General features: G+C 63.9%; 22 protein-coding genes. 8 read left to right on the plus strand and 14 right to left on the minus strand.

Going from position 1 to position 24,991, the window contains the following annotated elements:
• The 3 genes from DyAD56_RS07960 to DyAD56_RS07970 are packed head-to-tail and all read left to right on the plus strand — an operon-like array spanning nt 1 to nt 3,004.
• Nucleotides 1-1,311: a sugar ABC transporter substrate-binding protein gene (locus DyAD56_RS07960; RefSeq protein ID WP_102302231.1), complete on the plus strand. Its 1,311-nt coding sequence runs from the start codon at nt 1-3 to the stop codon at nt 1,309-1,311.
• Nucleotides 1,308-2,186, plus strand: coding sequence for a sugar ABC transporter permease (locus DyAD56_RS07965; RefSeq protein ID WP_102302232.1), 879 nt, complete (start codon nt 1,308-1,310; stop codon nt 2,184-2,186). Before DyAD56_RS07960 ends, DyAD56_RS07965 begins: the two co-directional genes overlap by 4 nt.
• Complete coding sequence (locus DyAD56_RS07970; RefSeq protein WP_102302233.1) at nt 2,183-3,004, plus strand: carbohydrate ABC transporter permease; 822 nt, start codon at nt 2,183-2,185, stop codon at nt 3,002-3,004. Before DyAD56_RS07965 ends, DyAD56_RS07970 begins: the two co-directional genes overlap by 4 nt.
• Nucleotides 3,005-3,012: 8 nt before the next feature.
• Here the strand turns inward: DyAD56_RS07970 and ugpC are convergent, their stop codons facing one another.
• Nucleotides 3,013-4,104 (minus strand): sn-glycerol-3-phosphate ABC transporter ATP-binding protein UgpC, encoded by a 1,092-nt coding sequence (gene ugpC / locus DyAD56_RS07975; RefSeq protein WP_102302234.1) that lies wholly within the window; start codon nt 4,102-4,104, stop codon nt 3,013-3,015.
• A gap of 149 nt (nt 4,105-4,253) precedes the next feature.
• Here ugpC and DyAD56_RS07980 point away from each other — a divergent pair, with 149 nt between their 5' ends.
• Both DyAD56_RS07980 and DyAD56_RS07985 read left to right on the plus strand, forming a co-directional pair.
• Nucleotides 4,254-5,603, plus strand: a complete 1,350-nt coding sequence (locus DyAD56_RS07980) for a GH1 family beta-glucosidase (RefSeq protein ID WP_102302235.1) — start codon at nt 4,254-4,256, stop codon at nt 5,601-5,603.
• 19 nt (nt 5,604-5,622) lie between these two features.
• Complete coding sequence (locus tag DyAD56_RS07985) at nt 5,623-6,042, plus strand: hypothetical protein (protein ID WP_102302236.1); 420 nt, start codon at nt 5,623-5,625, stop codon at nt 6,040-6,042.
• A gap of 6 nt (nt 6,043-6,048) precedes the next feature.
• Here the strand turns inward: DyAD56_RS07985 and thrC are convergent, their stop codons facing one another.
• The 6 genes from thrC to DyAD56_RS08010 all read right to left on the minus strand — a co-directional run bounded on the left by thrC (nt 6,049) and on the right by DyAD56_RS08010 (nt 12,230).
• On the minus strand, nt 6,049-7,359 hold the full coding sequence (thrC, locus tag DyAD56_RS07990) for a threonine synthase (RefSeq protein WP_102302237.1): 1,311 nt from the start codon (nt 7,357-7,359) through the stop codon (nt 6,049-6,051).
• Nucleotides 7,356-8,333 (minus strand): homoserine kinase, encoded by a 978-nt coding sequence (locus DyAD56_RS07995; RefSeq protein ID WP_102302238.1) that lies wholly within the window; start codon nt 8,331-8,333, stop codon nt 7,356-7,358. Before DyAD56_RS07995 ends, thrC begins: the two co-directional genes overlap by 4 nt.
• Nucleotides 8,333-9,421, minus strand: a complete 1,089-nt coding sequence (locus DyAD56_RS08000; protein WP_233202338.1) for a homoserine dehydrogenase — start codon at nt 9,419-9,421, stop codon at nt 8,333-8,335. The genes DyAD56_RS07995 and DyAD56_RS08000 overlap by 1 nt, the downstream gene beginning before the upstream one ends.
• Nucleotides 9,422-9,577: 156 nt before the next feature.
• Entirely contained in the window at nt 9,578-9,730 is a 153-nt protein-coding gene (locus DyAD56_RS23870) for a hypothetical protein (protein ID WP_158241292.1), read from the minus strand.
• A 93-nt stretch (nt 9,731-9,823) separates the two neighbouring features.
• A complete protein-coding gene (locus tag DyAD56_RS08005) occupies nt 9,824-10,075 on the minus strand; it encodes a hypothetical protein (protein ID WP_102302240.1) in 252 nt (83 codons plus the stop codon).
• Nucleotides 10,076-10,226: 151 nt separating this feature from the next.
• Nucleotides 10,227-12,230, minus strand: a complete 2,004-nt coding sequence (locus DyAD56_RS08010) for a bifunctional 2',3'-cyclic-nucleotide 2'-phosphodiesterase/3'-nucleotidase (protein WP_102302241.1) — start codon at nt 12,228-12,230, stop codon at nt 10,227-10,229.
• A 184-nt stretch (nt 12,231-12,414) separates the two neighbouring features.
• Here DyAD56_RS08010 and DyAD56_RS08015 point away from each other — a divergent pair, with 184 nt between their 5' ends.
• Nucleotides 12,415-14,139, plus strand: coding sequence for an alkaline phosphatase family protein (locus DyAD56_RS08015; protein WP_102302242.1), 1,725 nt, complete (start codon nt 12,415-12,417; stop codon nt 14,137-14,139).
• A 41-nt stretch (nt 14,140-14,180) separates the two neighbouring features.
• On the opposite strand, the gene nagA is transcribed toward DyAD56_RS08015, so the two are convergent.
• From nagA to DyAD56_RS23550, 5 genes are all read right to left on the minus strand, one after another.
• Nucleotides 14,181-15,335 (minus strand): N-acetylglucosamine-6-phosphate deacetylase, encoded by a 1,155-nt coding sequence (nagA, locus tag DyAD56_RS08020; protein ID WP_102302243.1) that lies wholly within the window; start codon nt 15,333-15,335, stop codon nt 14,181-14,183.
• The gene (locus DyAD56_RS08025) at nt 15,335-16,369 is read right to left on the minus strand and encodes an SIS domain-containing protein (RefSeq protein ID WP_102302244.1); all 1,035 of its coding nucleotides are present in this window, start codon (nt 16,367-16,369) and stop codon (nt 15,335-15,337) included. The genes nagA and DyAD56_RS08025 overlap by 1 nt, the downstream gene beginning before the upstream one ends.
• Before the next feature lie 54 nt (nt 16,370-16,423).
• On the minus strand, nt 16,424-17,476 hold the full coding sequence (locus DyAD56_RS08030; RefSeq protein WP_102302245.1) for a LacI family DNA-binding transcriptional regulator: 1,053 nt from the start codon (nt 17,474-17,476) through the stop codon (nt 16,424-16,426).
• Between the two features lie 88 nt (nt 17,477-17,564).
• The gene (locus tag DyAD56_RS08035; protein WP_102302246.1) at nt 17,565-18,851 is read right to left on the minus strand and encodes a sugar MFS transporter; all 1,287 of its coding nucleotides are present in this window, start codon (nt 18,849-18,851) and stop codon (nt 17,565-17,567) included.
• Between the two features lie 9 nt (nt 18,852-18,860).
• Nucleotides 18,861-19,247 carry a hypothetical protein gene (locus DyAD56_RS23550; RefSeq protein ID WP_146010467.1) on the minus strand — a complete coding sequence of 129 codons (387 nt, stop codon included), beginning with the start codon at nt 19,245-19,247 and terminating at the stop codon, nt 18,861-18,863.
• A gap of 68 nt (nt 19,248-19,315) precedes the next feature.
• Here DyAD56_RS23550 and glk point away from each other — a divergent pair, with 68 nt between their 5' ends.
• Nucleotides 19,316-20,395 carry a glucokinase gene (gene glk / locus DyAD56_RS08040; RefSeq protein WP_233202339.1) on the plus strand — a complete coding sequence of 360 codons (1,080 nt, stop codon included), beginning with the start codon at nt 19,316-19,318 and terminating at the stop codon, nt 20,393-20,395.
• 95 nt (nt 20,396-20,490) lie between these two features.
• Nucleotides 20,491-23,286 (plus strand): TonB-dependent receptor, encoded by a 2,796-nt coding sequence (locus tag DyAD56_RS08045; RefSeq protein WP_199178917.1) that lies wholly within the window; start codon nt 20,491-20,493, stop codon nt 23,284-23,286.
• A gap of 65 nt (nt 23,287-23,351) precedes the next feature.
• Here the strand turns inward: DyAD56_RS08045 and pcp are convergent, their stop codons facing one another.
• On the minus strand, nt 23,352-24,005 hold the full coding sequence (gene pcp, locus DyAD56_RS08050; protein WP_102302248.1) for a pyroglutamyl-peptidase I: 654 nt from the start codon (nt 24,003-24,005) through the stop codon (nt 23,352-23,354).
• A 16-nt stretch (nt 24,006-24,021) separates the two neighbouring features.
• On the minus strand, nt 24,022-24,990 hold the full coding sequence (locus DyAD56_RS08055) for a DUF979 family protein (RefSeq protein ID WP_102302249.1): 969 nt from the start codon (nt 24,988-24,990) through the stop codon (nt 24,022-24,024).
• Between the last annotated feature and the right edge of the window lies 1 nt (nt 24,991).

A 24,991-nucleotide genomic window follows, 5' to 3' on the forward strand; every position in this document is an offset into this window, starting at 1 on the left:
ATGCCTGATCCGTCACGCCGCAACAGCGCAACGATCTGCCGGACGGCATGTCGCCTGCTGGCCGCCGTCGCGCTGTTGCTGGCGGGTTGTTCGTCATCGAAGGATGCGCGCACGCTGACGTTCTGGACGATTGGCCGTGAGGGCGAGGCCGTGGTGAAGCTGCTGCCGGAGTTTGAGCGCGAACATCCGGACATCCACGTGGAGGTACAGCAGATGCCGCTCACCGCGGCGCACCAGAAGTTGCTGACCGCCTTTGCCGGCGACTCCACGCCGGACCTGACTCAACTCGGCAATACGTGGTTGCCGGAGTTCGCCGCGTTGAATGCGCTGGAGCCGTTGCAGCAACGGGTGGCCGCGTCGGCCGTAGTGAAGCCGGACGACTACTTCACCCACATCTGGTCGATCAATCTGATCGATGGCGCACTCTATGGCGTGCCTTGGTACGTCGATACGCGCCTGCTGTTCTATCGCCGCGACCTGCTCAAGGCTTCCGGCTTCAATGCACCGCCGCGCACCTGGAACGAATGGCGGAGCATGCTCGCAGCACTCAGCCATCCCGATTGCGGCGTCTACGGCATCCTGCTGCCCACCAACGAGTACGAACAGCTGATGTCGCTGGCACTGCAGCAACCCGAGCCGATGCTGCGCGATGGTGGGCGCTACGGCAATTTCCGCAGCGCCGGCTTCAAGCGTGCGCTGGCGTTCTACGTGGACACCTTCCGACTTCGGCAAGCGCCGGCCATCACGGCGGTGGAAGCGGGCAACCCGTGGGATGAGTTCGGGCGCGGCGTGTATGCGTTCTACTTCTCCGGCCCGTGGAACATCGGCGAGTTTCGACAGCGGCTGTCGGCGGATCGAGAGAGTGAATGGGCGACTGCGCCATTGCCCGGCCCCGACAGCGCGGGCATGGGTGCGGCCGGTGGCTCCAGTCTCGTGGTGTTTCGCCGCTCGGCGCACAAGGACGACGCCTGGACGCTCATCGAGTATCTATCACGGCCCGACGTGCAGCGAAGCCTCTACGATCTGCTGGGCGACATGCCCGCGCGCCGTAGTGCATGGGATGGCGGCAGCTTGCGCACCGATCCCAAGGTGCAGGCGTTCCGCGAGCAGTTGGAGCACGTGAAGCCGTCGCCGTCCGTGCCGGAGTGGGAACGGATCGCCAACGAAATGCAGTTGGTGGCTGCACAGGCCGTGGCAGGTGAACTGACGGTCGATGAGGCGGCGGCCGAGATGGATCGGCGTGCGGATCGCATCCTCGAAAAGCGCCGCTGGATCCTTGATCATTCGCGTACTGCGGGAGCATCGCCATGAGCCCACAGCGCGCCGCATGGTGGTTCCTGGCGCCGGCGATGCTGGTGCTTGGCGTCTTCTTCCTGCTGCCGGTGATCGCGGCGCTTGGGCTCAGCCTCACCGATTACGATCTGTATGCTCTGGCGGATATCCGCCACCTGCGCTTCGTCGCCCTGGGCAACTACTGTGATCTACTCCATCAGAAGAAATTCTGGTCGGCGCTCGGGCACACGCTGTACTTCGTGATCGTGGGCGTACCGCTCTCCCTCATGGTGTCGCTGGGCGCAGCGTTGCTGCTCAACTCGCCGCTGGTGCGCTGCAAGGCTTTCTTCCGCACCGCGCTGTTCGCGCCGGTGATCACCACGGTCGTGGCGGTGGCGGTGGTGTGGCGCTACATCTTCAACACCAAGTACGGGTTGTTGAACTACGCACTCGCCACGGTGGGTATCCATCCGGTGGATTGGCTAGGCGACCCGCACTGGGCCATGCCGTCGATCATCCTGTTCGCGGTGTGGAAGAACTTTGGCTACAACATGATCATCCTGCTCGCCGGGTTGCAGGCGATCCCGAAGGATCTTTACGAAGCCGCACGTATCGACGGCGCATCCGCGCTGCAGCAGTTCCGACATATCACCCTGCCCATGCTCGGGCCGACATTGCTAATGGTGGGCATCCTCACGGTATCCGGCTATTTCCAGTTGTTTGCCGAACCCTACGTGATGACTGAAGGCGGGCCGCTGCAGAGCACCACCAGCGTGCTCTACTTGATGTACAACGAAGGCTTCAAATGGTGGAACTTCGGCACTGCGTCGGCCGTGGCATTCCTTCTATTCGTCATCATGTTTGTCGTCACCGCATTGATGCTGCGTCTGGGACGCCGGGGAGCAGCGGCATGAATGCGCGCGCCGCCAAGGCCATCATTCACGGCCTGCTGATCGGCGGCACGCTGGTGGCGGTGTTCCCGCTGCTTTGGATGCTTGCGGTGTCGTTCATGCAGCCCGGCGAAGCCGGCAGCTTGCCGCCGCCGCTGTGGCCGGCGCATGCCACTTGGCACAACTACGAAGTGCTATTCCTGCGTGCCGGCGTGGGCCGCTATCTGTTCAACAGCTTCGCTATCTCTGCAGCCATCACACTGTTGTCGCTCGCCTTCAACCTGATGGCCGGCTACGCGTTCGCCAAGCTGCGTTTTGCGGGCCGTGAGCGTCTGTTCCAGATGTTGCTCGGCTTGCTGGTGATCCCGGCGCAAGTGGCCATGCTGCCGCTGTTCCTGATGCTCAAGAGTATAGGGCTGGTGAACAGTTACGCTGCCGTGGTGCTGCCTGCGGCGGCCACGGCGTTCGGCATTTTCCTGGTGCGCCAGTACGCGCGCGGCATTCCCGATGAACTGCTGGAAGCGGCGCGCATCGACGGCGCGGGCGAGCTGCGCATCTTTGGCCAAATCGTACTGCCGCTGCTCAAGCCCATCATGGTGACGCTGGCGATCTTCACCTTCCTCACTGCGTGGAACGATTTCATGTGGCCCTTGATCGCGTTGACGGGGCAGGAACACTACACACTGCCGCTCGGCCTCGCCTCGCTGGCGCGAGAGCACGCGCAGGACAGTGAACTGATGATGGCGGGCTCGGTGGTGACGGTGATTCCCGTGCTGGCGTTGTTCCTTGCCATGCAGCGTTACTACATCGAGGGCTTGCTGCTGGGAAGTGTGAAGGGATGACGGGTCGCTCAGGCGATGCGCGCGCCCGAGACCGGGTCGAATATATGCAGACGATCGAGCGCCAGTTCGAAATGCATCACGCTGCCAGCGTCGGGCAGGGCGCTGGGCGCTACGCGCGATACCAAGGTTTGGTCACCGCGACGCAAGTTGAGGAAGATTTCGTTGCCTACCGGCTCGGTGACTTCGAGCACGGCGCTTATGGCCGCGTTGGCGTCACCGGAGGGACGCAGGTCTTCCGGTCGCACGCCAAGCACGATCTCACGGTCGATCCACGGCAGCAGTTCCGGCGCTTGCGCTTCCAGCACGCCCAGCCGCACGTCGCCCAGCGGAGTTTCGAGATGCCAGCCGTGGCCGTGGCGCAGCGACCCGCGCAGCAGGTTCATCGCCGGCGAGCCAAGAAACCCAGCCACGAACAAATTCGCCGGTTGTTCGTAGAGGCGCATCGGCGTGTCGATCTGCTGGATCTGTCCACCGTTGAGCACCACGATGCGCTGGCCCAGCGTCATCGCTTCGACCTGGTCGTGAGTCACGTAGATCATGGTCGCGCCAAGTTGGCGATGCAGGCGTGCGATTTCCACGCGCATCGACAGACGCAGCTTGGCGTCGAGGTTGGACAGCGGCTCATCGAGCAGGAACACGCGTGGTTCGCGCACCAGCGCACGCCCGAGGGCGACGCGTTGCCGCTGCCCGCCGGACAGCGAGGCCGGCAGCGCGTCGAGGCGATGTTCCAGTTCCAGTCGTGTGGCCGCCTGACGTACGCGTTCATCCACCTCGGCCTTCGATTTGCCGCGCAGGCGCAGGCCGAAGGCGAGGTTCTCCGCCACCGTCATGTGGGGGTACAGCGCATAGTTCTGAAACACCATCGCGATGTCGCGGTCTTTCGGCGACACCTCGTTCACCACGCGGCCACCGATGCTCAGCGTGCCGGAAGAGATCGATTCCAGGCCGGCGATCATGCGCAGCAGCGTGGTCTTGCCGCAGCCCGACGGGCCTACCAGCACCAGCAGTTCACCGTCAGCGATGTCGAAACTCGCTTCGGCCACACCGACATGGCCGTTGGGATAGACCTTGCTGATGCGATCCAGACTCACCTTAGCCATCAACGCCTCTCGCTCCGTGTTGCCGGCGGCCGCGCGAGCCACCGTAGCCGAATGTGGATGCCACCGGTGCACATCCGGGGCGCGCTAGGCTATTCTCAGTATGTAAGCGTTTACATCAAGCCGCAACGCGGCATAGGGAATTCCTCGACATGACCCAGAGCTATCGCTTTCCCCCCGGCTTCCATTGGGGTGCCGCGACCTCGGCCTACCAGATCGAGGGTTCGCCCTTGGCCGATGGGGCGGGGCCGAGCATTTGGGAGCGCTTCGCGCACACGCCGGGCATGATGGCGAACGGCGATACCGGTGACGTCGCGTGTGATCACTACCGACGCTACAAGGACGACGTGCAGCTGATGCGCGCGCTGGGCCTACAGGGCTATCGCTTCAGCATTGCGTGGGCGCGCGTGCTGCCGGAAGGCACCGGCCGCATCAATCCGAAGGGCGTGGACTTCTACTCGCGGCTGGTCGACGAATTGCTGGAAAACGGTATCGAGCCGAACGCCACGTTGTTCCACTGGGATCTGCCGGCAGCGCTGGACGACCGCGGCGGCTGGCTCAATCGCGACAGCGCAAACTGGTTCGCCGAATACGCCAGCGTGATGTACAAGGCGCTGGATGATCGCGTGAAGCGTTGGTCCACACTCAACGAGCCCTGGGTGGTGACGGATGGCGGCTATCTGCATGGCAAGCTGGCGCCCGGTCACCGCAGCAAGTACGAGGCGCCCATCGCCACGCACAACCTGATGCGCGCCAGTGGCGCAGGCATCCAGGCGTATCGCGCGCTGGGTAAGCATGAGATCGGCGTGGTGTTCAACATCGAGCCGAAGTACTCGGCATCCAATAGCCCGGACGACATTGCGGCCACACGTCGCGCGCACGCGTACATGAACGAGCAGTTCGCCGACCCCGCGTTGTTGGGCAGTTATCCGCCGGAGCTGAAGGAGATCTTCGGGCCGGCGTGGCCAGATTTCCCCGAAGACGACTTCAAGCTGACGAAGCAGAAGGTCGACTACGTCGGCATCAATTACTACACGCGCGCCGTGGTGAAAAACGACCCCGAGGCGTATCCGCTGAAGGCCGTGCCGGTGCGCCAGCCCAACGTCACGCACACCGAAACGGGTTGGGAAGTGTACGAGCAAGGCTTCACCGATACGCTCACGTGGTTCAAGCAGCGCTACGGCGATATCCCGCTCTACATCACCGAGAACGGCTCGGCGTTCTACGACCCGCCGGTGGCCGAGGGTGACGTGGTGGAAGACCCGCTGCGCACCAGCTACCTGCGCAAGCATCTGCAGGCGGTGCATCACGCCATCCAGCAGGGCGTGGATATCCGGGGCTATTATGCGTGGTCGTTGCTGGACAACCTGGAATGGTCGCTGGGCTTTGCCAAGCGGTTCGGCTTGTACCACGTGGACTTCGCCACGCAGAAGCGCACAACCAAGGCGACGGCGAAGTTCTACACCAAGGTGATCGAGAGCAACGGCGCCGTGCTGGATTGATCAACAGAGGAGCAGGGCCATGCGTCGACGGAACACCATGCTGCATGCCCTGACCTTGTTCTTAGCCTTCTCGGGTGCGGCCGCTGCCGCGTCGCCAACGCCATGCGATGGCGTGGACAGGCACCTGACCGATAGCCAGAAAGCGCAGTGGGCCGCGCCTATTGCCAAGCAGTTCGGCGTAGCGAAAGTCGATGTGCTGCAGTCGTTCGCGTACGGCCATTGGCGCATCGTCTACGCGGCTACACATGAGACGGACGAAGTCTTCCTCTTCTATGCCGGCGACCCTACTACGTCGCGTTACGTGACGCTGTGGGGTGGCGCAGCGATGGAAGATGAAGAAGCCGAGATCCGCGCCTGGGCGCTGAAAGATGCGCCGGGCATCCCGGAGCGCCTCGCCGCGTGTTTCGCCTGGCATGTCAGCAAACACCGGGACATGTAGTCCCGGTTATGCGGTCGGAACGGCGAACCATTCCTTGAGCAGTTCATCACGAGCCGCCATGGGCTCCGCGTGTGCCGGCCGGTCGAGCATTGCCGCGAGCGCCGGTGGTACATCGAGCTGACGGCCGATCAACGGCTCCACCACGCTGTCGAACTTGGCCGGATGGGCGGTGGCCACCACGGCCCATGGCAGCCCGGTAGAACCCATTCCATCAAGCAGGTGCACGGCCGTCGCAGTGTGCGGACAGAACACTTCGCCATGTTCGCGCGCGTGGCGCACGATGGTCTCGCGGATGGCATTGTCGTCCACGCTGCTGGCGTGCAATTGCAGACGCAACTCGTGATCGTGCGGGAAGGTCCAGCGCAGGCGTTCGAAGTTGCTCGGGGCACCCACGTCCATGGCGTTTGCCAGCGTGGCGATGGCTGGGCGCGGCGAATAAGGTGAGCCGTCGAAGTAGTCGCTCAGTGTGGCGTTGGCGTTGCAGGCGAGGTGGACCTCGCCGACTGGCAGGCCCATCTCGCGAACCCACACGCACGCCAGCGCATTGCCGAGATTGCCGGTCGGCACGATGAAATTGAGCGGCGTACGGTGTTCCCACCACCACGCTAGCGATGCATGCGCGTAATAGCTCATCTGCGGCAACAGCCGGCCGAGGCTGATGCTGTTGGCGGAGGACAGAGGTACGCGTTGCTGCAGCTCTGCGTCGTTGAGCGCTGCCTTCACCATGCGCTGGCAGTCGTCGAAGCTGCCGTTGACGCGCAAGGCCTGGACGTTGTCGCCAAAGCAGCCCAACTGATGTGCCTGTCGTGGCGACACGCGCCCGTCCGGATACAGAATCACCACGCGCACGCCGGGCTGGCGATGGAACGCCGCGGCCACGGCCGCGCCGGTATCGCCGGACGTTGCCACCAGAATGGTCAGCGGTGTGTCGTCATCGCGACGAAGGCGGCGGAAGCAGGCGGCGAGGAAACGCGCGCCCACGTCCTTGAAGGCGGCGCTTGGCCCGTGGAACAGTTCCAGTATCGACGCATCGTGCCGGTAAGGAAGCCGGCGCAGCGGCACCTCGAAGTTCAACGCCTCGCGGCAGATCGCCGGAAGTTCGCTCGCCAGCGAAGAACCACGGAAGAACGGATCAAGCAATGTCGTGGCCGTATCGGCGAGCGAACCGTGCGGATCGAAATCGCCCACATCCCGCTGCGGCAGCGCCTCGGGCACGTACAGGCCGCCATCGGGGGCCAGGCCCGCCGCGATCACTTCCTCGATGCCGGCGGCATGTCGTGCGCCACGGGTGCTGCGGTAGTGCAACGGCTCGATCATGCCGCGTCTTCCTCGTCGACCAGCGCCGCGGCGGGTCCATTGATGGGTGAAACCAGCACGTCGCTGGCGAGGCCTTCGGCCGCAAATGCCGCCGACATGGCAGCACCCGCTCGTTCAGCATCCTCGCGCCGCTCATACCAGCCGAATACGCTGGGGCCGGCGCCGGAAATACTGGCGCCGAGCGCGCCGTGATCCAGGGCGGCCTGTTTCACGCGTGCGAATCCTGGGACCAGCGGCGCGCGTCTTGGTTCCACCAATACGTCCTTCAAGCCTTCGCGCACCAGTTCGGCATCGCCGCGCTGGCAGCCGGTAAGGAAGAGCGCAAGGTTGGCTTGCTGCGCAACCACGTCGTGCAGGTCGAAGCCTGCGTTGAGCACCGCGCGTGCCTGTCGCGTCTCCAGCACCACATGCGGATGCACCAAGGCGCAATGCCAGCTCTCCGGCACAGAAAGGCGCAACAGACGATCGCGCGTGGACAGCACCAAGCCGCCAAGCAGCATGGGCCCCAGGTTGTCGCCATGTCGGCTGCCACTCGCTACGGCTTCACCGTCGAGTGCAAATCCATACAGCGCTTCGCGTGGTAGCGAACGTTCGAGCAACGCGTTGGCGGCCACCAGCGCGGCCACGCACGAGGCCGCCGAACCGCCCATGCCGGACCCCAGCGCAATACCCTTGTACAACTCCACTTCAAAGCCGTGGCGCAGGCCCAGCGCGCGACGCAGCGACATCAGCGCCGCGCCTGCGGTGTTGCTGGCCGCATCGAAGGGCAGGTCGGTGACAACGCCGTGGATGGCGGCAATGCGCACCACCGGTTCATCAATGCGGCGCACGACGGCGCGATCGCCCGCGCCCGCCACGCTGTGCCCAAGGATATCGAAACCAACAGCGACGTTGCCGACGCTGGCGTAAGCCATGGCTTGTGCGCTTAGCGCGCGTTGCGGGGACATCAAGGATTCCATCAGTTGTGCATTCATCAGCGCACCTCCAGCGATTCGGCGATGCGCAATAGATCGGCGAAAACGCCCGCCGCCGTCACTTCCGGGCCGGCGCCGGGACCTTGCACCAACATCGGGTTCTCACGATAGCGGTGCGTGGTGAACTGTACGACGTTGTCGGTGAGACGCGTGTGCGCGAAGGGATGCGACTGCGGCAATACGGCCAACCGCACGCTGGCGTGACCCTTCGCGTCGAGGCTGGCGACGTGCCGCAGCACGCAACCGTGCGTCTGCGCGTGGGCAACCTGGTGCGCCATCGGTGTGTCGAGCAGGTGCAGCTTGTCCATCACTTCGTCCGCGGGGAGCGCGGCCAGTTCGCGCGGCACCAGGCTTTGCACATCCACATCGTCCAGCGACAGCGACCAGCCTGCTTCACGCGCCAGGATCACCAGCTTGCGTGCCACGTCGAGGCCGGAAAGATCATCACGCGGATCGGGCTCGGTATAGCCCAGCGCATGCGCCTCGCGCACCAGCGCGGAAAACGGGCGGCTGCCGTCATGGCGATTGCACAGCCACGCGAGCGTGCCGGAGAACATGCCTTCCACTGCGAGCAGCTCGTCGCCCGTGTCGAGCAGGTCGCGCAGCGTCTGCACTACCGGCAGGCCGGCGCATACCGTGGCTTCATAGCGGAAGCGCGCGCCGCCGCTGCAGGCCGCGCGGATCGCGTGCAGGCGTGGCATCGGGCCGCTACCGGCGAGCTTGTTCGGCGTCACCACGTGAATGCCGTTGGCCAGCCACTCGGTGTAGCGCGACGCGACCGCGTCGCTGGCGCTGCAGTCGATCAGCAAGGCATGACGGCCATCGTTGCCGCGCAGGTGCGCGACGAAATCGTCGAGGTTGCTGGGGCGCCAGGTCTGCGCGCTATCGTGGCGGCCGTTGAGTTCCGGATCGTCGATGTCCAGCCACATGCGGCGGCTGGCCGCCACGCCGCACAGGCGCAGATCCAGTCCCGCACGGGCGAGGCGCGGCTGCGCGGTGCGCAGCTGGTCCAACAGGGCGCTGCCGACACGGCCGGGACCGACCAGGCCCACGGCGAGAACGCGCTGGCGCGCGGTGGTCGTCGGCAGCGCAACGGCATGTGGTGGTAGCGACGGTTGTTCGAGCGAGGGTGATGCGACAGCGTTCACGGTGGCCTCCAAAGGTGGTGGCCCGTGCTCGTCGAGGGGAGTCGGAGTGTGCGCCGGCCCGCCTCATCAGAGGGCGGGGCCGTTTGCGTCAGGAACTTATTCGCGCACGGAGACCCACCCCGACCTGGTGGTAATAGTGGTCGTGGTGGTGGTCAGGGTGGCGAGGGTCAGTGCACCGGCGAACAGCGACGCGCGCCCGGTGGAAACCGGGTGCTGGAACATGCGTGCTGGCGCAATAAGCGGCGACATGGTCCCGACCTTAGGGCGATTGCTGCACTGCAGTCAACAGGTACGTTTGAAACCGTTGGACCTTCCGCTGGCTACGCGCGAGCGCCTGCGCGATCAGTCCTGCTTGCCCCAGCGCCAGCGCGCCGGCTCGCCCTTGAGCCAGCACACAAGCAGCAGAACCGCGGTGAGAGCCGCGGCGTAGAGCACAAACCAGCCGTGCGAATGGTCGGCCTTCAGCCATGCTCCGCCACCGGCCAGCAGGGCGATGTACGCGCCCAGCACCAGCAGCCCTTGCCAGGTGGTGGGAAATCCCCAGCCCCAGCCGTAGCGCTTGGCGGGAAACCAGTACTTCTGTTCGCCTTGCATCGGATGCCTCCCGGCGTGTCAGGAGCACGCGCGGCAGAGTCTACGCCGTTGCGGGTATGGGAGATGGCCCAGAGGTTCCATTCGTCATTCCGGCCTACGCCGGAATGACGGTGAGGAAAACGGACGCTTACTCGGGATTTTGAACAGGTGCTCAGTGCGACAGGTCGATGGCGTATTCCGCCGTGCCGTCGCCGTTGTCCTTCAGCTGGCGGATGTTCTTCAGTCCCGCTTCGCGCGCCACGTCCTGCTTGCCGGTGGCTGCCTTGAACACCACTTCACCGCGCGTCTTCACCGGCACGAAATGCCACGAGGCAGCGGGCAGATCCTTGGCGGTGAGCGTCTGCTTTTTCTGCAGCCACTTGGCCAGGATCTCGCGTGCGCCGTCCGGTGCGGCCAGCACGACGTTGCTGCCGTCCAGGCCGGGGAAGGTGCCACCGCCGCTGGCGCGGTAGTTATTGGTGGCAACGACGAAGGGCTGGTCCGGCTTCACCGGCTTGCCCTTGTAGGTGAGTTTGACGATGCGCTCGCCGACCGGCTTGGTCACGTCGATCTGATAGCTCAGGTCACCCTGGATCTGGTCGAAGTTGTAGCCGGGCAGGCGGTCGCCGATGAGCTGTTGCTCGCCTTCCTTGGTCGGGTCGATGCGGTTGAAGCGCTCGGCCGACTTCTCCAGCCATGCCTTGAGCCCGGCGCCATCCACCTTCACCACCGCGAGCGTGTTCGGATAGAAGTACAGGTCCGCCGCGCTGCGCAGGGTCAGCGGCCCGGTGGCGACGTCGGTGTAGTCATCCGGGCCGCCGAAGCCTGTGCGGAACGCCGCCGCCGCTGCCAGTACCGGCACTTTCGCCAGTTCCGGGTGGGTCTTGGGCAACTCGCTCTGCACGTAGTCGCGCATGGCCGCGTTGATCGGCGCGAGCGCGGTCATGTTGCCTTCGTCAGCGAAGTAGCTGCTCAGGTGCACGCGCGTCTCGCCGATGGGCGTGTTCACGTAAGCCACGGCAGCTTCATGCGCCTGCTGCACCAGCGGGGCGATGGCTGGGTCTGCCGGCACGCACTCGTTCTTCTTCGGACAGATGGGGCGCACTTCGCTGTGCGTCTGGCTGTCGTCGATCACCCAGTGGCCGTCCTTGCGCTGCAGGGCCAGATCGATCACGCCCAGGTCCTTGCCGAAGAAGCCGCCCATCACGGCAGGCTTGCCCTGCACAAAGCCGCGCTCCGCATCGACGCCCTTCATGCCCTTGTAGTGCGGGCCGGGGAATTCGGTATGCGAGTGGCCGAGCAACACCACATCGATGCCCGGGATACCGGCGAGGTACCAACCGCCGTTTTCCATATCGGGCGTGTAGGGCGCTGTATTGAGGCCGCCGTGCAATACGGCGACGACAATATCCGGATGCTGCGCCTGCAGCTCTGGCAGGTATTTCTGCGCGGCCTCGACCACGCCGGTCACGGTGACCTTGCCGGCCAGGTTCTGCTTGTCCCAGTCGAGGATCGGCGGCGGCGTAAAGCCGATGATGCCGACCTTGAGCGGCACCTTACGGGTGCTGCCATCGGGCGCGGTGACGGTTATGTCCTTCTGCACCACCGTCCACGGCTTGAAGATCGGCGCGCCGTCGCGCGTGCTGAATACGTTGGAGAGCACCAGCGGGAAGTGCGGGCCGGCGCAGCGGTCTGTATGGCCGCCATCCACGTTCATCGGCGTGCCGGTGACCTGCGAAAGAAAGCCCAGGCCATAGTTGAACTCGTGGTTGCCAGCGGTACCGCCGTCGTAACCCATCGCGTCCATGGCCTTGTAGATGCCCAGTTCCTCGTTGCAGCTGACCGGCTTCACCAGGGCCTGGTAATCGGCCAGCACGCTGCCTTGGATGGTGTCGCCGCTGTCGAACAGAAAGCTGTTCGGGTACTGCTCGCGAGCGCGGCGGATCAGGGTGGCCACCCGCTCATAGCCCACCGAATCGTCCTCGCGCTGCTTGTAATAGTCGTAGCTGAGCACGTTGGAGTGGACGTCCGTGGTCTCCAGGATGGCCACTTGGGCGTGGCTGCCGTTGGGCAGCGCGGCCGTGTGGCTAGTTGTCTGGCTGGCGCAGCCGGCCAAAACAGCGGCGGCCAGCGCGGCGAGGGGAAGGAGGCCAAACGGGAGAAAGCGAGGGGTCATGGGCCTGTCCATGGAGGGGCAAGGGGGGCAAACCTAGCAGATCGGCAAGTCATCTTGCCGCGCAACGGCCGCTGAACCGCTTCAGGCCGCCATTTGGCCGTTGCCCACCATTGTGCATGTGACAGCGGCAAGTCCGTAGAATTGCCACCAAATGACACCGGGCCGAACAGGGGGCCTTCCGCACATGCCGCAACAATCGCTTCGCTTCCTGCGGAAAAGTGGGCCGTGGCTGCTAGCCGCGGGTTTCTTCCTGTTTTGCGTCAACATGACCGCGCTGCGCGAGCCTGCGTTGCTGCAGCAGGCATTCGTGATCGCCTTGATGGTGTGTGCGTTCGGCATGTTGCTGTCGGCCTTCGCGCGCCCAGCCACCGCGCTGGTGCTGAGCGGCGGCTTGTTCCTCGGGCTGAACTTCCTGTCCGTGATGAAGCTGCGTTACCTCGATTCGCCGCTGATGCCGGCGGACTTCATCTACTACGCGCGCAGCAGCTTGCTCGAAACGCTGGGGCATTACCCGCACCTGTGGATGTTGTCGCTGGTGGTGTGCGTGGTGACGCCGCTGGCGCTGTGGGCGGTGTGGCGTTTTGATCGTCGGTTGCTGGCCCACACCCGGCCGAGTCGCGCCTGGGTGATGCGCCTGAGCGGCGTGGCGGTGTGGGCGTTCGCGTTCTGGATCTGCCTGCTGCCCAACGGCCCGTTCGCCGAAGTGCATGCGAAAAACGTGTGGGAGAAGCTCTCCGACGACGCGCAGATCACCAACTTCTTCGTCAATTTCAGTGATTCGGACGTCCGCCTGCCTGCCATGGGCGACGACGCGCAGGCCGAGCAGGACTGGGGCTCCACCGCGTCGGGCGAGCCGGCGGCGATCCCGCGCTCAGCGGACTCGTATCCGGACATCGTGCAGGTGCTGGAAGAAAGCACCTTCAATCCTTCCAACTTCACCCAGTGCAATATCCCCGAGTGCCGCGTGGCGATGTTCAAGACCGATGTGCGCACGCGTGGCACCGGCCCGATGCGCGTACATACGTTCGGCGGCGGCACCTGGGTCAGCGAGTTCGCTACGCTCACCGGCATGCCGCAGGACATCTTCGGCCCTGGCGGCATGTATGCGCCCTACGTGCTCGCACCGCACGTGCAGGACAGCCTGCCGCGCCAGCTGCAGCGCTTGGGCTATCTCACCATAGCGATCTATCCGACCAATGGTGCTTTCCTCAACGGTCGTAACGCCTACAAGGCGTATGGCTTCGACCAGTTCTACGACGCCAATCAGCTGGGCCTGGAGGAGTGGGAGGAAACCGACAAGCAGATGTTCGACGCGGCCAAGCGCGTCTACGACAAGGTGAAGAAACCGGGTCAACCGGTATTTGTGATGATCCTGACGCTGGCGCAACACGGCCCGCACGATACCGATCCGCTGTCGTCGCTACCGGCACCGTTCAACAAGGGCGTGCTCAAGGGCCTGCCGACGCGCGAGTCGCTCAACTTCAACACGTACCTGTCGAACCTGCACAACTCCGACGCTGCGATGAGCGGGCTGGAGCACGATTTCCTCGATCGTGCGCAGCCAACAGTGATCGTGCACTTCGGTGACCACCAGCCTTCCTTCAGCGGCCTGATCAAGACGATGCCGCGCACGTGGCCGGATGCGTTGTCCCCGTACAAGGACTACCTCACCTACTACATGATCAAGAGCAACTTTCACGGCGCGTCGTTGCCGACGTACCCGATGCTCGACATCGCGTTGTTGCCGAGCATGGTGCTGCAGGCGGCGGACTTGCCGACCGATCCGTATTTCTCAGCGGCGATTTCGTTGCGCACGCGCTGCAACGGTCTCTACACCGATTGCGCACAGCCAGAGCTGGTGAAGTCGTATCACGCGTGGATCTTTAATCGACTGCACGTGTACGAATAAAGCGTTAAAAAAAAGAGCGGCGAATTCGCCGCTCTTTTCTTTTAGACGTCGTAGCGCACTCCGGAAATCCAGGTTTCCTTCACCACCAATCCATCGTCCAGCACCGCGAAGTCCGCGCGCTGCCCGGCAACGAGACGGCCGTGCGTGCGATCCAGGCCGAGCCACGCGGCGGGATAAGCACTCGCCATGCGCGAGGCTTCGGCTAGTGGCAGGCCGACCATATCCACCAGGTTGCGCACGCCAGTCGCCATGTCCAGCGCCGAACCGGCGAGCACGCCCGTATCGCTCTGGCAGATGCCGTCGCGGGCGATGATGGTCTGGCCGTTGAGCACGTATTCCGGGTTATCCGAGCCCACCGGCGGCATCGCATCGGTAACCAGCACGCTCTTACCCGCCGCCTTGGCGGCGATGGCCACGCGCAGCGCGACGGGGTGCACGTGATGGCCGTCGACAATCAGGCCGCACCAACTGTGCGGGTCGTCCAGCGCGGCACCGACCACGCCGGGTTCGCGGCTGCCGAGCGGCGTCATGGCGTTGTACAGATGGGTGAAGCCGCACACGCCCGCGTCGAGCGCGGCGCGCGTGGTGGTGTAGTTGGCGGCGGTGTGGCCAGCCACCACGCGAACGCCAGCCTCGCTGAGCTGACGGATGGTATCGAGCGGCACTTCTTCCACTGCCAGCGTCAGCATGACCACGCCGCGACGGTTGCGCGTGATGGCGGCGATGTCTTCCGCGTCGGGCAGGCGGAACAGGCTGGCGTTATGGATGCCCTTGCGTGCAGTGGCGAGGAAGGGGCCTTCCAGATGGATGCCGAGCACGCCCGGCACGCCCTGTTCGATGGCGGCGTCCACGGCATCGAGCGCCTTGCTCATCACTTCGGCGGTATCGGTGATCAGCGTGGGCAGGAAGCCGGTGGTGCCGTACTTTCGATGCGCGGCGCCAATGGCTGCCAGTGCATCCACGGTGGGCTCGGCGTTGAACAGCACCCCACCGCCGCCATTGACCTGCACGTCGATGAAGCCCGGCAGCAGCAGGCGGCCTTCCAGGTCATGCGCTTTCGCGCCGGCAATGCGCGGATCGTCGGCGCGGGTGATCGCCTCGATGCGTTCCCCGCGTACCAGGACAGCCAGACCGTCCTGCGGACCGTGGTCAGTGAGCACGCGACCGTTGATGAGTGCGGTAAGGGGCGTCGCCATTACATCGTCTCCGTAACCTTGCGCAGGTGCGGCGGCACGTCGGGGTCGTAACCGCGCGCCAGCGACAGCGCGCTGGCAGCGCGATAGAAACTCTGCACGGCAAGCAACGGCGACACGATGGGCGCGATGTTGTCGGGCAACGGCAGCTTGTCCGGGTCATGGTTGCCCGGCGCCGCGATGAACACACGGGCACCGCGCGAACGGAACTCGTTGGCGACTGCCATGGTGTTGTCCAGCGTGCCGTCGTCCTGTGCAAAGAACAGCACCGGAAAACCATTGCCGACGAGCGCCATTGGGCCATGCTTCACTTCGGCTGCGCTGAAGGCTTCCGCATGCAGGCCGCAGGTTTCCTTGAGCTTGAGCGCAGCTTCCAGTGCGCCGCCGAAGCCGTAGCCGCGGCCGACCACGAACAGGCTGCTGGCGCCGGTGAGGCCTTCGGTCATGGCGCTCCAGTCGCAATCCCAGCCGCGGCGCAGATCGTCGGGTAGGCGATTCACGACATCATGCAGGGTCTGGTCGTTGCTCCAGTGTGCGGTTAGCTGTAGCACGGCGGCGAGCGTGGCGAGGTAGCTCTTGGTCGCGGCGACGCTCAGTTCCGGGCCGGCGCGCAGCGGCACGAAGGTGTCGGCCATCTGCGCCAGCGGGGAATCCTCCACGTTTACCAGCGCCACCACATGTGCGCCAGCATCCTTCGCGGCTTGCGCGCTGCGCAGCAAGTCGGGGCTCTTGCCCGACTGCGAGATGGCGACGAACAGCGCGCCATCCAGATGCAGGTCCGCGTCGTAGATGGAGGAGATGGATGGCGACGCCGAGGCCGTAATCAGACCCAGGCGCGTCTCGAAGACATACTTTGCGTAAGCGGCAGCGTGGTCGGAGCTGCCGCGTGCGCAAGTGACGATGAAGCGGGGAGGCCTGGCCCGGAGCAGCTCACCCAGTTTCTTGAGGATGGGCGCGTTCTCGCGCAGCTGGCGCTCGACCACGGCGGCCGCTTCATGGGCCTCGCGGTACATCAGGGTGGAGCTTGCTTCCTTCATCGTCTATCTCTTGGTATGCGTGTGGGCGCACACCGCTCGGGTCGAGGCGTGGCCTCAGCCCTTGCGTGGCGTCGGGGTTTGCGGTGGCGCAGTGGAGCCGCGCACGACCAGTTCGGGTACGAAACATTCGCTGTGCGGCAATTCCACGGCCGCGCCAGCCTTGCGTTGCAGTTCGGCCATCAGTTGCAGCGCGGCGTGGCGGCCGATGTCGCTGGTGGACTGACGCGCGGTGGTAAGCGCGGGCCATGCCTGCTTGGAGAACGGGCTGTCCTCGAAGCCGGCAATGGAAAGATTCCACGGCACATCCATGCCGCTCGAACGCGCAGCAGCGAGTACGCCGGCGGCGATTTCATCGTTGCTACCGAAGATCGCGGTCGGCGGGTCTTTCAGTGCGAGCAGCTTGCGCGCGCCGCGGAAACCGTCGTCGAATGCGTAGCGGCCGGGCAACACCAGCTTCTTGTCCATCGGCAAACCGTACTCACGCAGCGCGTCGGCGTAGCCCTGGTAGCGCTCCGGGCTGGACCGGTGGTGCGGTTCGCCCCACAGGAAGCCGATGCGCTTGTGGCCCATCTGAATCAGGTGTTCGGTGATGGCGTACGCCGCGCTGCGGTCGTCGATGTAGACGCAGGGGGCGCCGTCATGAGGATCTTCGCGCGAGGAAATAATGCGCACGAAGCTGACGTCATTATCGATCAGGGTGTTGATCAGCTCGGCTTGTTCCGACATCGGCGGCGCCAGCACCAGGCCAGCGAGGCGATTGCGCTCGACCAGCGCGCACAGTTCCGCAGCCAGATCGGGCGAGGACGAATCGCAAGGGTGGATCAGCAGGCCGAAGCCGCGCTCGCGGCAGGCGGACAACACGCCGTCCTGCATGCTGATCACGTAGTGCGCGTTCGGGTTGTCGTACACCAGCCCGATGGCATAGGCATGCGTACTGCGCAGGCCGCGCGCGGAAGGGTTGGGCTGGTAGCCCAGCGCCTCGATCGCCCGCTCAACCTTTTCGCGCGTATCGGCGCGAACGGAGGCCTCGTGGTTGATCACACGCGAGACAGTCTTGAGCGAAACGCCCGAACGCTTGGCGACGTCCTTGATGGTGGGGTTGCGCAACGTGGAAACTCCGGCAATACGGGAAGTGGCATCGTAGCCCAGCGGGCCTTTGCCTGCGGATGGCGCGCGTGGCGCGCCGTCCCAAGGCTCAGCGCGCGTGCTGGCCCACGCGGTGCCCCCTCACGCCGTAGTACAGGATGTACAGGTAGCAGGGCACCATCAGCGCCATGAATACCAGCTGGAAGTTGAAGTGCTGTTTCAGATGCACGAACAGTTGGGGAACCAGGGCGCCGCCCGCGATCGCCATGATCAGCAGCGCCGAGCCACGCTCGGTCAGGCGGCCCAGGCCGTGGATGGCGAGCGGAAAGATCGCCGGCCACATCATCGCGTTGGCAAAGCCCAGCGCGGCGACGAAACCCACCGAGGTATGGCCGGTGGTGATGTACGCCCCCAGCGTGAACAACACGCCCAGCACCGCCGATACCGCAAGGTAGCTCTGCTGCGAAATGAAGCGAGGGATCAGCACCAGGCCCGCCAGGTAGCCGGCGAGCATCGCAATCAGCGTGTACGAGGTGAAATGCTTGGTTTCGTCCAGCGGCAGGCCGAAGCCCTGGCCGTAGGTGCCGATGGCGTCACCCGCCATGACTTCCACGCCCACGTAGAGGAACAGGCACAACACGCCCAGCCACAGGTGCGGGAAGCTGAAGATGCCGCCCTTGCCATGGCCGATGTCGGATTCGGCATTGGCGCCGGCCGGCTTGATCTCCGGCAGCGGCGAGCGGATCACCCAGATCGCCAGCACCACCAGCAAGCCCGCCATGATCATGTACGGCATGTGGATCTTAGCGGCGAACGCGTTGAGCAGAGCTTCCTTCGCTTCCGGCGTCGCCGCGGCTTTCACCTGCGTATCGAAGGTGTCGATGCCGCTGAGCACCAGGGCGCCGAACACGAACGGCGCTAGCGCACCCGCCACTTTGTTACAGATGCCCATGAAAGCGATGCGCTGCGCAGCGCTGTCGATCGGGCCGAGGATGCTGATATACGGGTTGGACGCCGTTTGCAGCAGTGCCAGGCCTGCGCCGATGACGAACAGGCCGACCAGTGCCGGATAAAAGATGCGCATGCTGACGAACTGGCCGAACAAGACCGCGCCAATCGCCATCACGAACAGCCCCAGGCCCATGCCTTTCTTCATGCCCGTGCGGCGAAGCACGCTGGAAGAAGGAATCGCCAGGAAGAAATAGGAGAAGTAGAACACCAGCGGCACAAGAAAGGCCGACACGTCATCCACGTTGAAGGCCAGCTTCACGAAGGTGATCAGCGGGCCGTTGAGCCAGGTGACGAAGCCAAAGATAAAGAAGAGCACGCCGATGATGAGCATCGGCACGACGCTAGAAGAGCGCGACTCGCCGGCGGCAAGCGTTGTGGCAGACATGGATGGACTCTACTCCCCGCGGATTGCCGCTGAACGATGGGCCTGGACAGGCCCGATTCCCCCGAAAGGCCTTCCCTCCCCCGAAGGGTAGAGGAAACGGCAAGCGTCGTTATCAACGCTAAGCACAACGTTGTCAAATTTTGTCACGAACAAGCCATCGAAGGGTGTCGCGACCACTGTCCGAAATGCCCCCCATGGCACGGCCTCATGCTGCATCGCGGCAGTCGTGAGATGTTGGCAGTCGGCACCCTCGGGTTTGTTATAAAAGCTTTTATTTACATCGTGTTGTGCTGCATCAAGTAGTTGCGCGGCTGGCGTCATTTTATGCGATTGCTGGCGTGCGCCAAATCGTTGTTTCGCATGATAAAACGTCGTATTGACAACGTTGTCATTCAAGCCAAGACTCCGGCCAAAATCGGGGCGGGCGTCGTGCAGTGCGGCGCAGACATGGCGAGGGGATGGCGGTGGCGCAAAGCGGTAACCACAGTCTGGATACACGTCGGCTACCCCTCCTGCAGGGGGCTTTCCTCGCTGCGGACGTCGGAGGAACACACGCACGCATCGGGCTGGTGAGTCGCCAGCCGGACGGGACGCGTCCGGTGACGGTGCTGCAATACCACCGCTATGCGTGCGCCGAGTGGCCGAGCCTGACCGCGGTGCTGCAGGATTTCGTCGGCCAGTTGGATCATTCCGTGCACGTCGACCGCTGTGCAGTGGCGAGTGCCGGTTACGTGCTGGGCGACGCCATCGTCAACGACAACCTGCCGTGGCCCGTCTCCATCCGCGAGATCCGCGACAGCTTGGGCATCGACCAACTGGCGGTAGTCAACGACTTCGAAGCAGTGGCCTACGCCACCCAGTTCCTGAGCACGACCGACACCACCGCCGTGATCGAGAGCGAAGCGCCGGCAGCCGAAGGCCCGGTGCTGGTGATGGGCCCGGGTACGGGCCTGGGATCGGCCGTGCTGCTACCCGGTCATCCGCATGCGACGGTGCTGGCCACCGAAGCGGGCCAGATCGCGCTGGCGCCGGGCAACGAACGCGAGATCGAGATTCTTCGTTACCTGGCGCGCGACCGCGCCTATGTGTCCTTCGAACACGCCCTGTCGGGGCCGGGTCTGCTCAACCTGTATCGCGCACTGTGCGCGCTGCGAGATCAAGCACAGGTACTGACCCAGCCGAGCCAAGTGACGCAGGCAGCGCTGGAGCGCAGCGACGCGGCGGCAGTGGAAGCGCTGGACGTGTTCTGCGGTTTGCTGGGCAGCTTTGTCGGCGATCTGTGCCTGCTGTATGGCGCACGCGGGGGCGTGTTCCTGGCCGGCGGCATTCTTCCGCAGATCCGCGATGTGCTGCTCACCAGCAGCTTCCGCCAGCGCTTTTTCAACAAAGGCGTCATGCGCGCCTTTCTGCAGCAGGTTCCCGTACGACTGATGGAGCACGGCCAGCACGGTGTCATTGGCGCCGCCGGGCTGTTCATCGATTTGCAAAACCGAGAGGGCGCCGCCACGGGCCCTCGCGCCGGGGAGAGCGCAGTACCCACGTAGTTCCAATCAATCCAACCGGGCACATGCCCAACCGACACGTTGCAGCCGACGTCCCACAACGTTCTCTGCAGTGAAGCCTTCGAGGGGAGGACACCATGTCACATCGCAAAACACTGCTAGCCGCCAGCATCGTTGCCGGGCTGTGTATTTCCATGTCGCTTCATGCGCAGGACGCGCAGCAGACCGGTACCACCCCGCCAACGTCCAGCACTAATCCCACGACGAACCCCAATGCCAATGCGCAGCAGGCACCGGACCAGTCGCAGGCCAAGCAACTGGCAACGGTCACTGTTACCGGCATCCGCGCCAGCCTGCAGGCATCGCTGGATACCAAGCGCAATGCCGATGCAATCGTTGATGCCATCACGGCGACGGATATCGGCAAGTTCCCCGCGACCAACGTGGCCGAAGCGCTGGCGCAGATCCCTGGCGTTACGCTGGATCGCCTCTTCGGCGCCACGCAGCGCGTAAGCATCGATGGCATCGACCCCAGCCTCAACAATGCGTTCCTTGACGGCCATCCGGTGGCCCAGGCGATGTGGCTGTATGGCGATAGCCCGAACCGTGGCTTCAACTATTCACTGCTGCCGCCGGAAATCCTGGGCCAGCTTGAGATCTTCAAGACCCCGGAAGCACGCTTGCCGGAAGGTAGCCTGGGCGGCACGGTGTTCATGCATACGGTGCAGCCGCTGGATGTGCCTTCCAACACGCTGACCGGTTCGTTTGGCGTGAACTACAACGACATGGTGGACAGGCAGCGCCCGAATGGTTCGGTCTTCTATAGCTGGCACAACGACGACAAGACCTTTGGTGTCGATGTTTCCGCACAGCATTACGAAGAGATCACCTCGCGCCAGGGCCAGGAAATCTTCGGTTATTCGACCGCCGGTTCCGTCGCGTCCGCTAATCCAGCCGTGGCATCGGAAATTGCCGCGGGAACCATCAAGGCCAGCGACCAGTTTCCTAACGAGTTGAACGTCGCTGATTTCCAGCAGACTGAGAAGCGCAACAGCGTCTTCGTCAACATTCAGTACAAGCCGAGCGACCATTTCGATAGCACGCTCAGCCTGATGTACATGAATGATAGCCTCAACAACATCAATACATCGCTCTATCCGATTGCCTCCGCCAGCCCCATCACCAGCTTGGGACCGGCCAACTCGGCTGGCTTCATCACGTCCGGCTCCGTGGCCGGTACGGCCTGCTACCACAGCTTCAACTGCGCCAGCCCTGCGCTGACCTTTGAAGACAACGATGCGCGCGGTTCGTATGTGCAGACTCGCGGTATTGACTGGCGCGGCACCTACCGCGGTGATGGCTGGAGCCTTGGTGGCCAGGCGGGCGTGAGCACGTCACGCGACAACATTTCGCAGGCCTTCGAAGAGTTCTTCTATGGCGGCGGCTTCAACTGGAATACGGCCAAGGGCTTCAATTTCACGGAGCCGTCGCAAGCGAATAACCCGGGCTATTGGGCGGACACCATGGGGGGCGGCGGCAGCATTGCCTACAAGCCCTATAAGTCGAAGGATGCCTATGCGCAGATCGACTTCACCAAGCAGTTCGATGGCTTCTTCAACGAGTTGCTGGTTGGCGCGCGTTATGCGTCGCACTGGGAAAGCCAAAGCTTGATCGATTACTCGGGCCTTGGTGAGCAATCGCTGGAAGACGTGGGCTTTGGTGGACTGTCCAATCTGCAGGGCGCCAAGAGCATCGGCCTGGGGGGCAGTTCGGTGCAGCACGTTGTCACCCAGGGCTACCAGTCCATCTTCAATGCGGTGCTCAGTCCCGACAACGGCCTCATCGCCAACAACGCCGTGCAGACGTACAACAACACGTTCAACATGCAGCAGAAGAACAGCTCGCTGTATGGTCAGGTCAACTTCGGCAACGATGACGTTCACGGCAACATCGGCGTGCGTTATGTCCATACGTCGATCACCGCGTATGGCTACAACGTGCCGCAAACCTGCACGACGTACGACTGCGTGCTGCCGGCGGGTTATGGCTACCTCGGTCAGACCAGCACGAACAACAACTGGCTGCCGGCGTTCAATATTGCATGGAACATCACGCCGGACCTGATCCTGCGTGGCGCGGGTTCGGAAACGGTGGCTTATGCACCGTACAACGAATATGCACCGTTCTTCGAAGCCAACGACACGGTTGCTCCGCTGACGGCCGCGCAAGGTAACCCCAACCTCAAGCCCTATCGCTCGGTGAACTTCAACACCTCGTTGGAGTACTACTTCAACCCCGAATCGGTGATCGCTCTCTCAGGCTTTTACAAGAACGTCCTGAACTACGTGGTCAACCAGGCGTCGTTCGAGAACCGACAGAACGGTTCGTGGGCACAGATCGAAAACGGTACGGAAGGCAAATCGCTGGTCGCAGCAGGCGTATGTACGGCGGTGGGTGTGTGTCAGTACAGCGTATCCACGCCCATCAACGGTGGCCGTGCGACAGTCAAGGGTGCGGCGATCAGTTATCAGCAGGCCTTCGGTAGCAGCGGTTTCGGTCTGCGTGCCAACTACACCTACTCCGATTCCAAGACGGTGGCCGGTGGCCCGCTGCCGTACAACTCCAAGAACTCGTCCACCATTGCGCCGTACTTTGAAAAGGGCCCGTACACCGCCAGCATTTCCTACAACTGGCGCGGCGAGTACCTGGCTGGCGGCTATGTGGCCGGTGCCCCGGACTCGTACACGGGTTCGTTCAAGGAACTCGATGCCTCGGCGGGTTACCAGATCAACAAGCACGTCCAGTTGACCTTCAACATGCTCAATCTGCTGAACTCGAAGTACACGCAGTACTTCGGCCCGGGCACGACCGAGTTGGCCAACGAATACGTAAGTGGTCGCGAGTTCATGCTGGAGGCCCACTTCAAGCTCTGATGACTTGCACCTCCCCGGTACGGGCCTGGCGGCTTGCCAGGCCCTTTTTTTGTGCGGGGAAGGAATCAATCGAGCGTGCCGGCACCCAGGCGTTCGTCGATGTGCTGTGTGGTGGCCACTTCCAGTGCAATCGTCAGCGCGCGCACCACATCGACGCTGCTCATGCTCGGCGTATTCGGGAATCGCGCCGCCTGCGAAGGCAAGTAAGGAATGTGGACGAAGCCGGCCCGCAGATCACGATGCGCAGCGGCAAGATGCAGCATCAGGTAGGCGACGTGATTGCACACAAACGTGCCCGCCGTATTCGAGATCTCCGCCGGTAACCCCGCCGTGAGCAAGGCCTTCAGCATGGCTTTGATCGGCAGTGTGCTGAAGTACGCCGCAGGCCCTCCGGCGAGGATGGCCTCGTCGATCGGTTGTTCGCCCGCGTTGTCCGGGATGCGCGCATCCTGCACGTTGATCGCCACCCGCTCGATGGAAAGGCGGCTGCGCCCACCGGCCTGGCCCACGCCAAGCAGGATCGTCGGCCGGACTTCGTCCACCATCAGCGACAGTTCGCGCTGCGAATCGGCGAATGCCGTGGGCAACAGGCGCGATACCACGCGATGCCCGCCGATGTGCTTACCGTCCAGTTCGCGCACCGCCTCCCATGAGGGGTTGATGTCTTCGTCGCCGAACGGGGTGAAGCCGGTCAGGAGGATCTGCGGTGGCTTGCTCATGGATGACGTCTCGAGATCAACGGAATACCAGTGCCCACATGGCAATGAAGGTGGCGGCAAAAATACCTGCCGCACTCCATGCCTGTGCACGGATCACCCCATAAGGATTGCGCAGCTCCAGCAACGCGGCGGGCACCAGGTTGTAGTCGGCGGCCATCGGTGTGAGCAGCGTGCCGCAGTAGCCGCACAGCATGCCCATGGAGCCGAGGATGGCAGGATGCGCGCCATAGCGATGCACCAGCAGCGGCAGGCCGATGCCCGCCATCATCACCGGGAACGCGGCGAAGGCATTGCCCATGATCACGGTGAACAACACCATGCCCAGCGCGAACACCAGCAGGCACATAAAGGCATTGCCCTCGGGCAGGATCGTTTGCGCCAGAGCAGCGATGCCAGCACCGACGCCACTCTGCGTGAACACCTCGCCCAGCGCGGCTAATAGCAGAGGCAGCAGTGCCGCCCAGCCGATGGCGTCGAGCAGTCGGTGGCCTTCCGACAAACCCTGACGCAGCGGTGCCTGCGCAACGCGGGCTGCGGCCACCAGGGCGATCACGCAGGCCAGCATCAAACCCGTCAGCGTCATCTGCGGCTTGGCGAACAGCGCATGCCCGTCGATGGACAGGTGGTCGCCGATCAACGCGACTACCAGCGTCACCAAGGGAATCAGCAGGGCAGGGATGAACAGCTTGTGGCCCAGCCTAAGTGCCGAGGCCAGTCGGGCTTCTGCGCTCGCCGTTTCCGGGTGCGCCTTGCGGCGCATGCGCGGCGCGATCAAGGCCAGCGCGATCACGACGCAACCCGCCAGCTGCGCGGGCAGAGGGTCCCCCGCCTTCTGTGCGGCGAGCACCGCGTCGCCACCGGCGAACAGCAGGCCCAGCAAGCCCCAGAACGCCGCACAATAAAATTGACGCTCGCGTGCTTTGCGCCAGGAGGTATAGAACAGGAAGGCCGCGATCAGCCAGTAGGCGTACTCAATGCGCAGCATG

It is taken from the genome of Dyella sp. AD56, from assembly GCF_002878475.1.
GTDB lineage: Bacteria > Pseudomonadota > Gammaproteobacteria > Xanthomonadales > Rhodanobacteraceae > Dyella.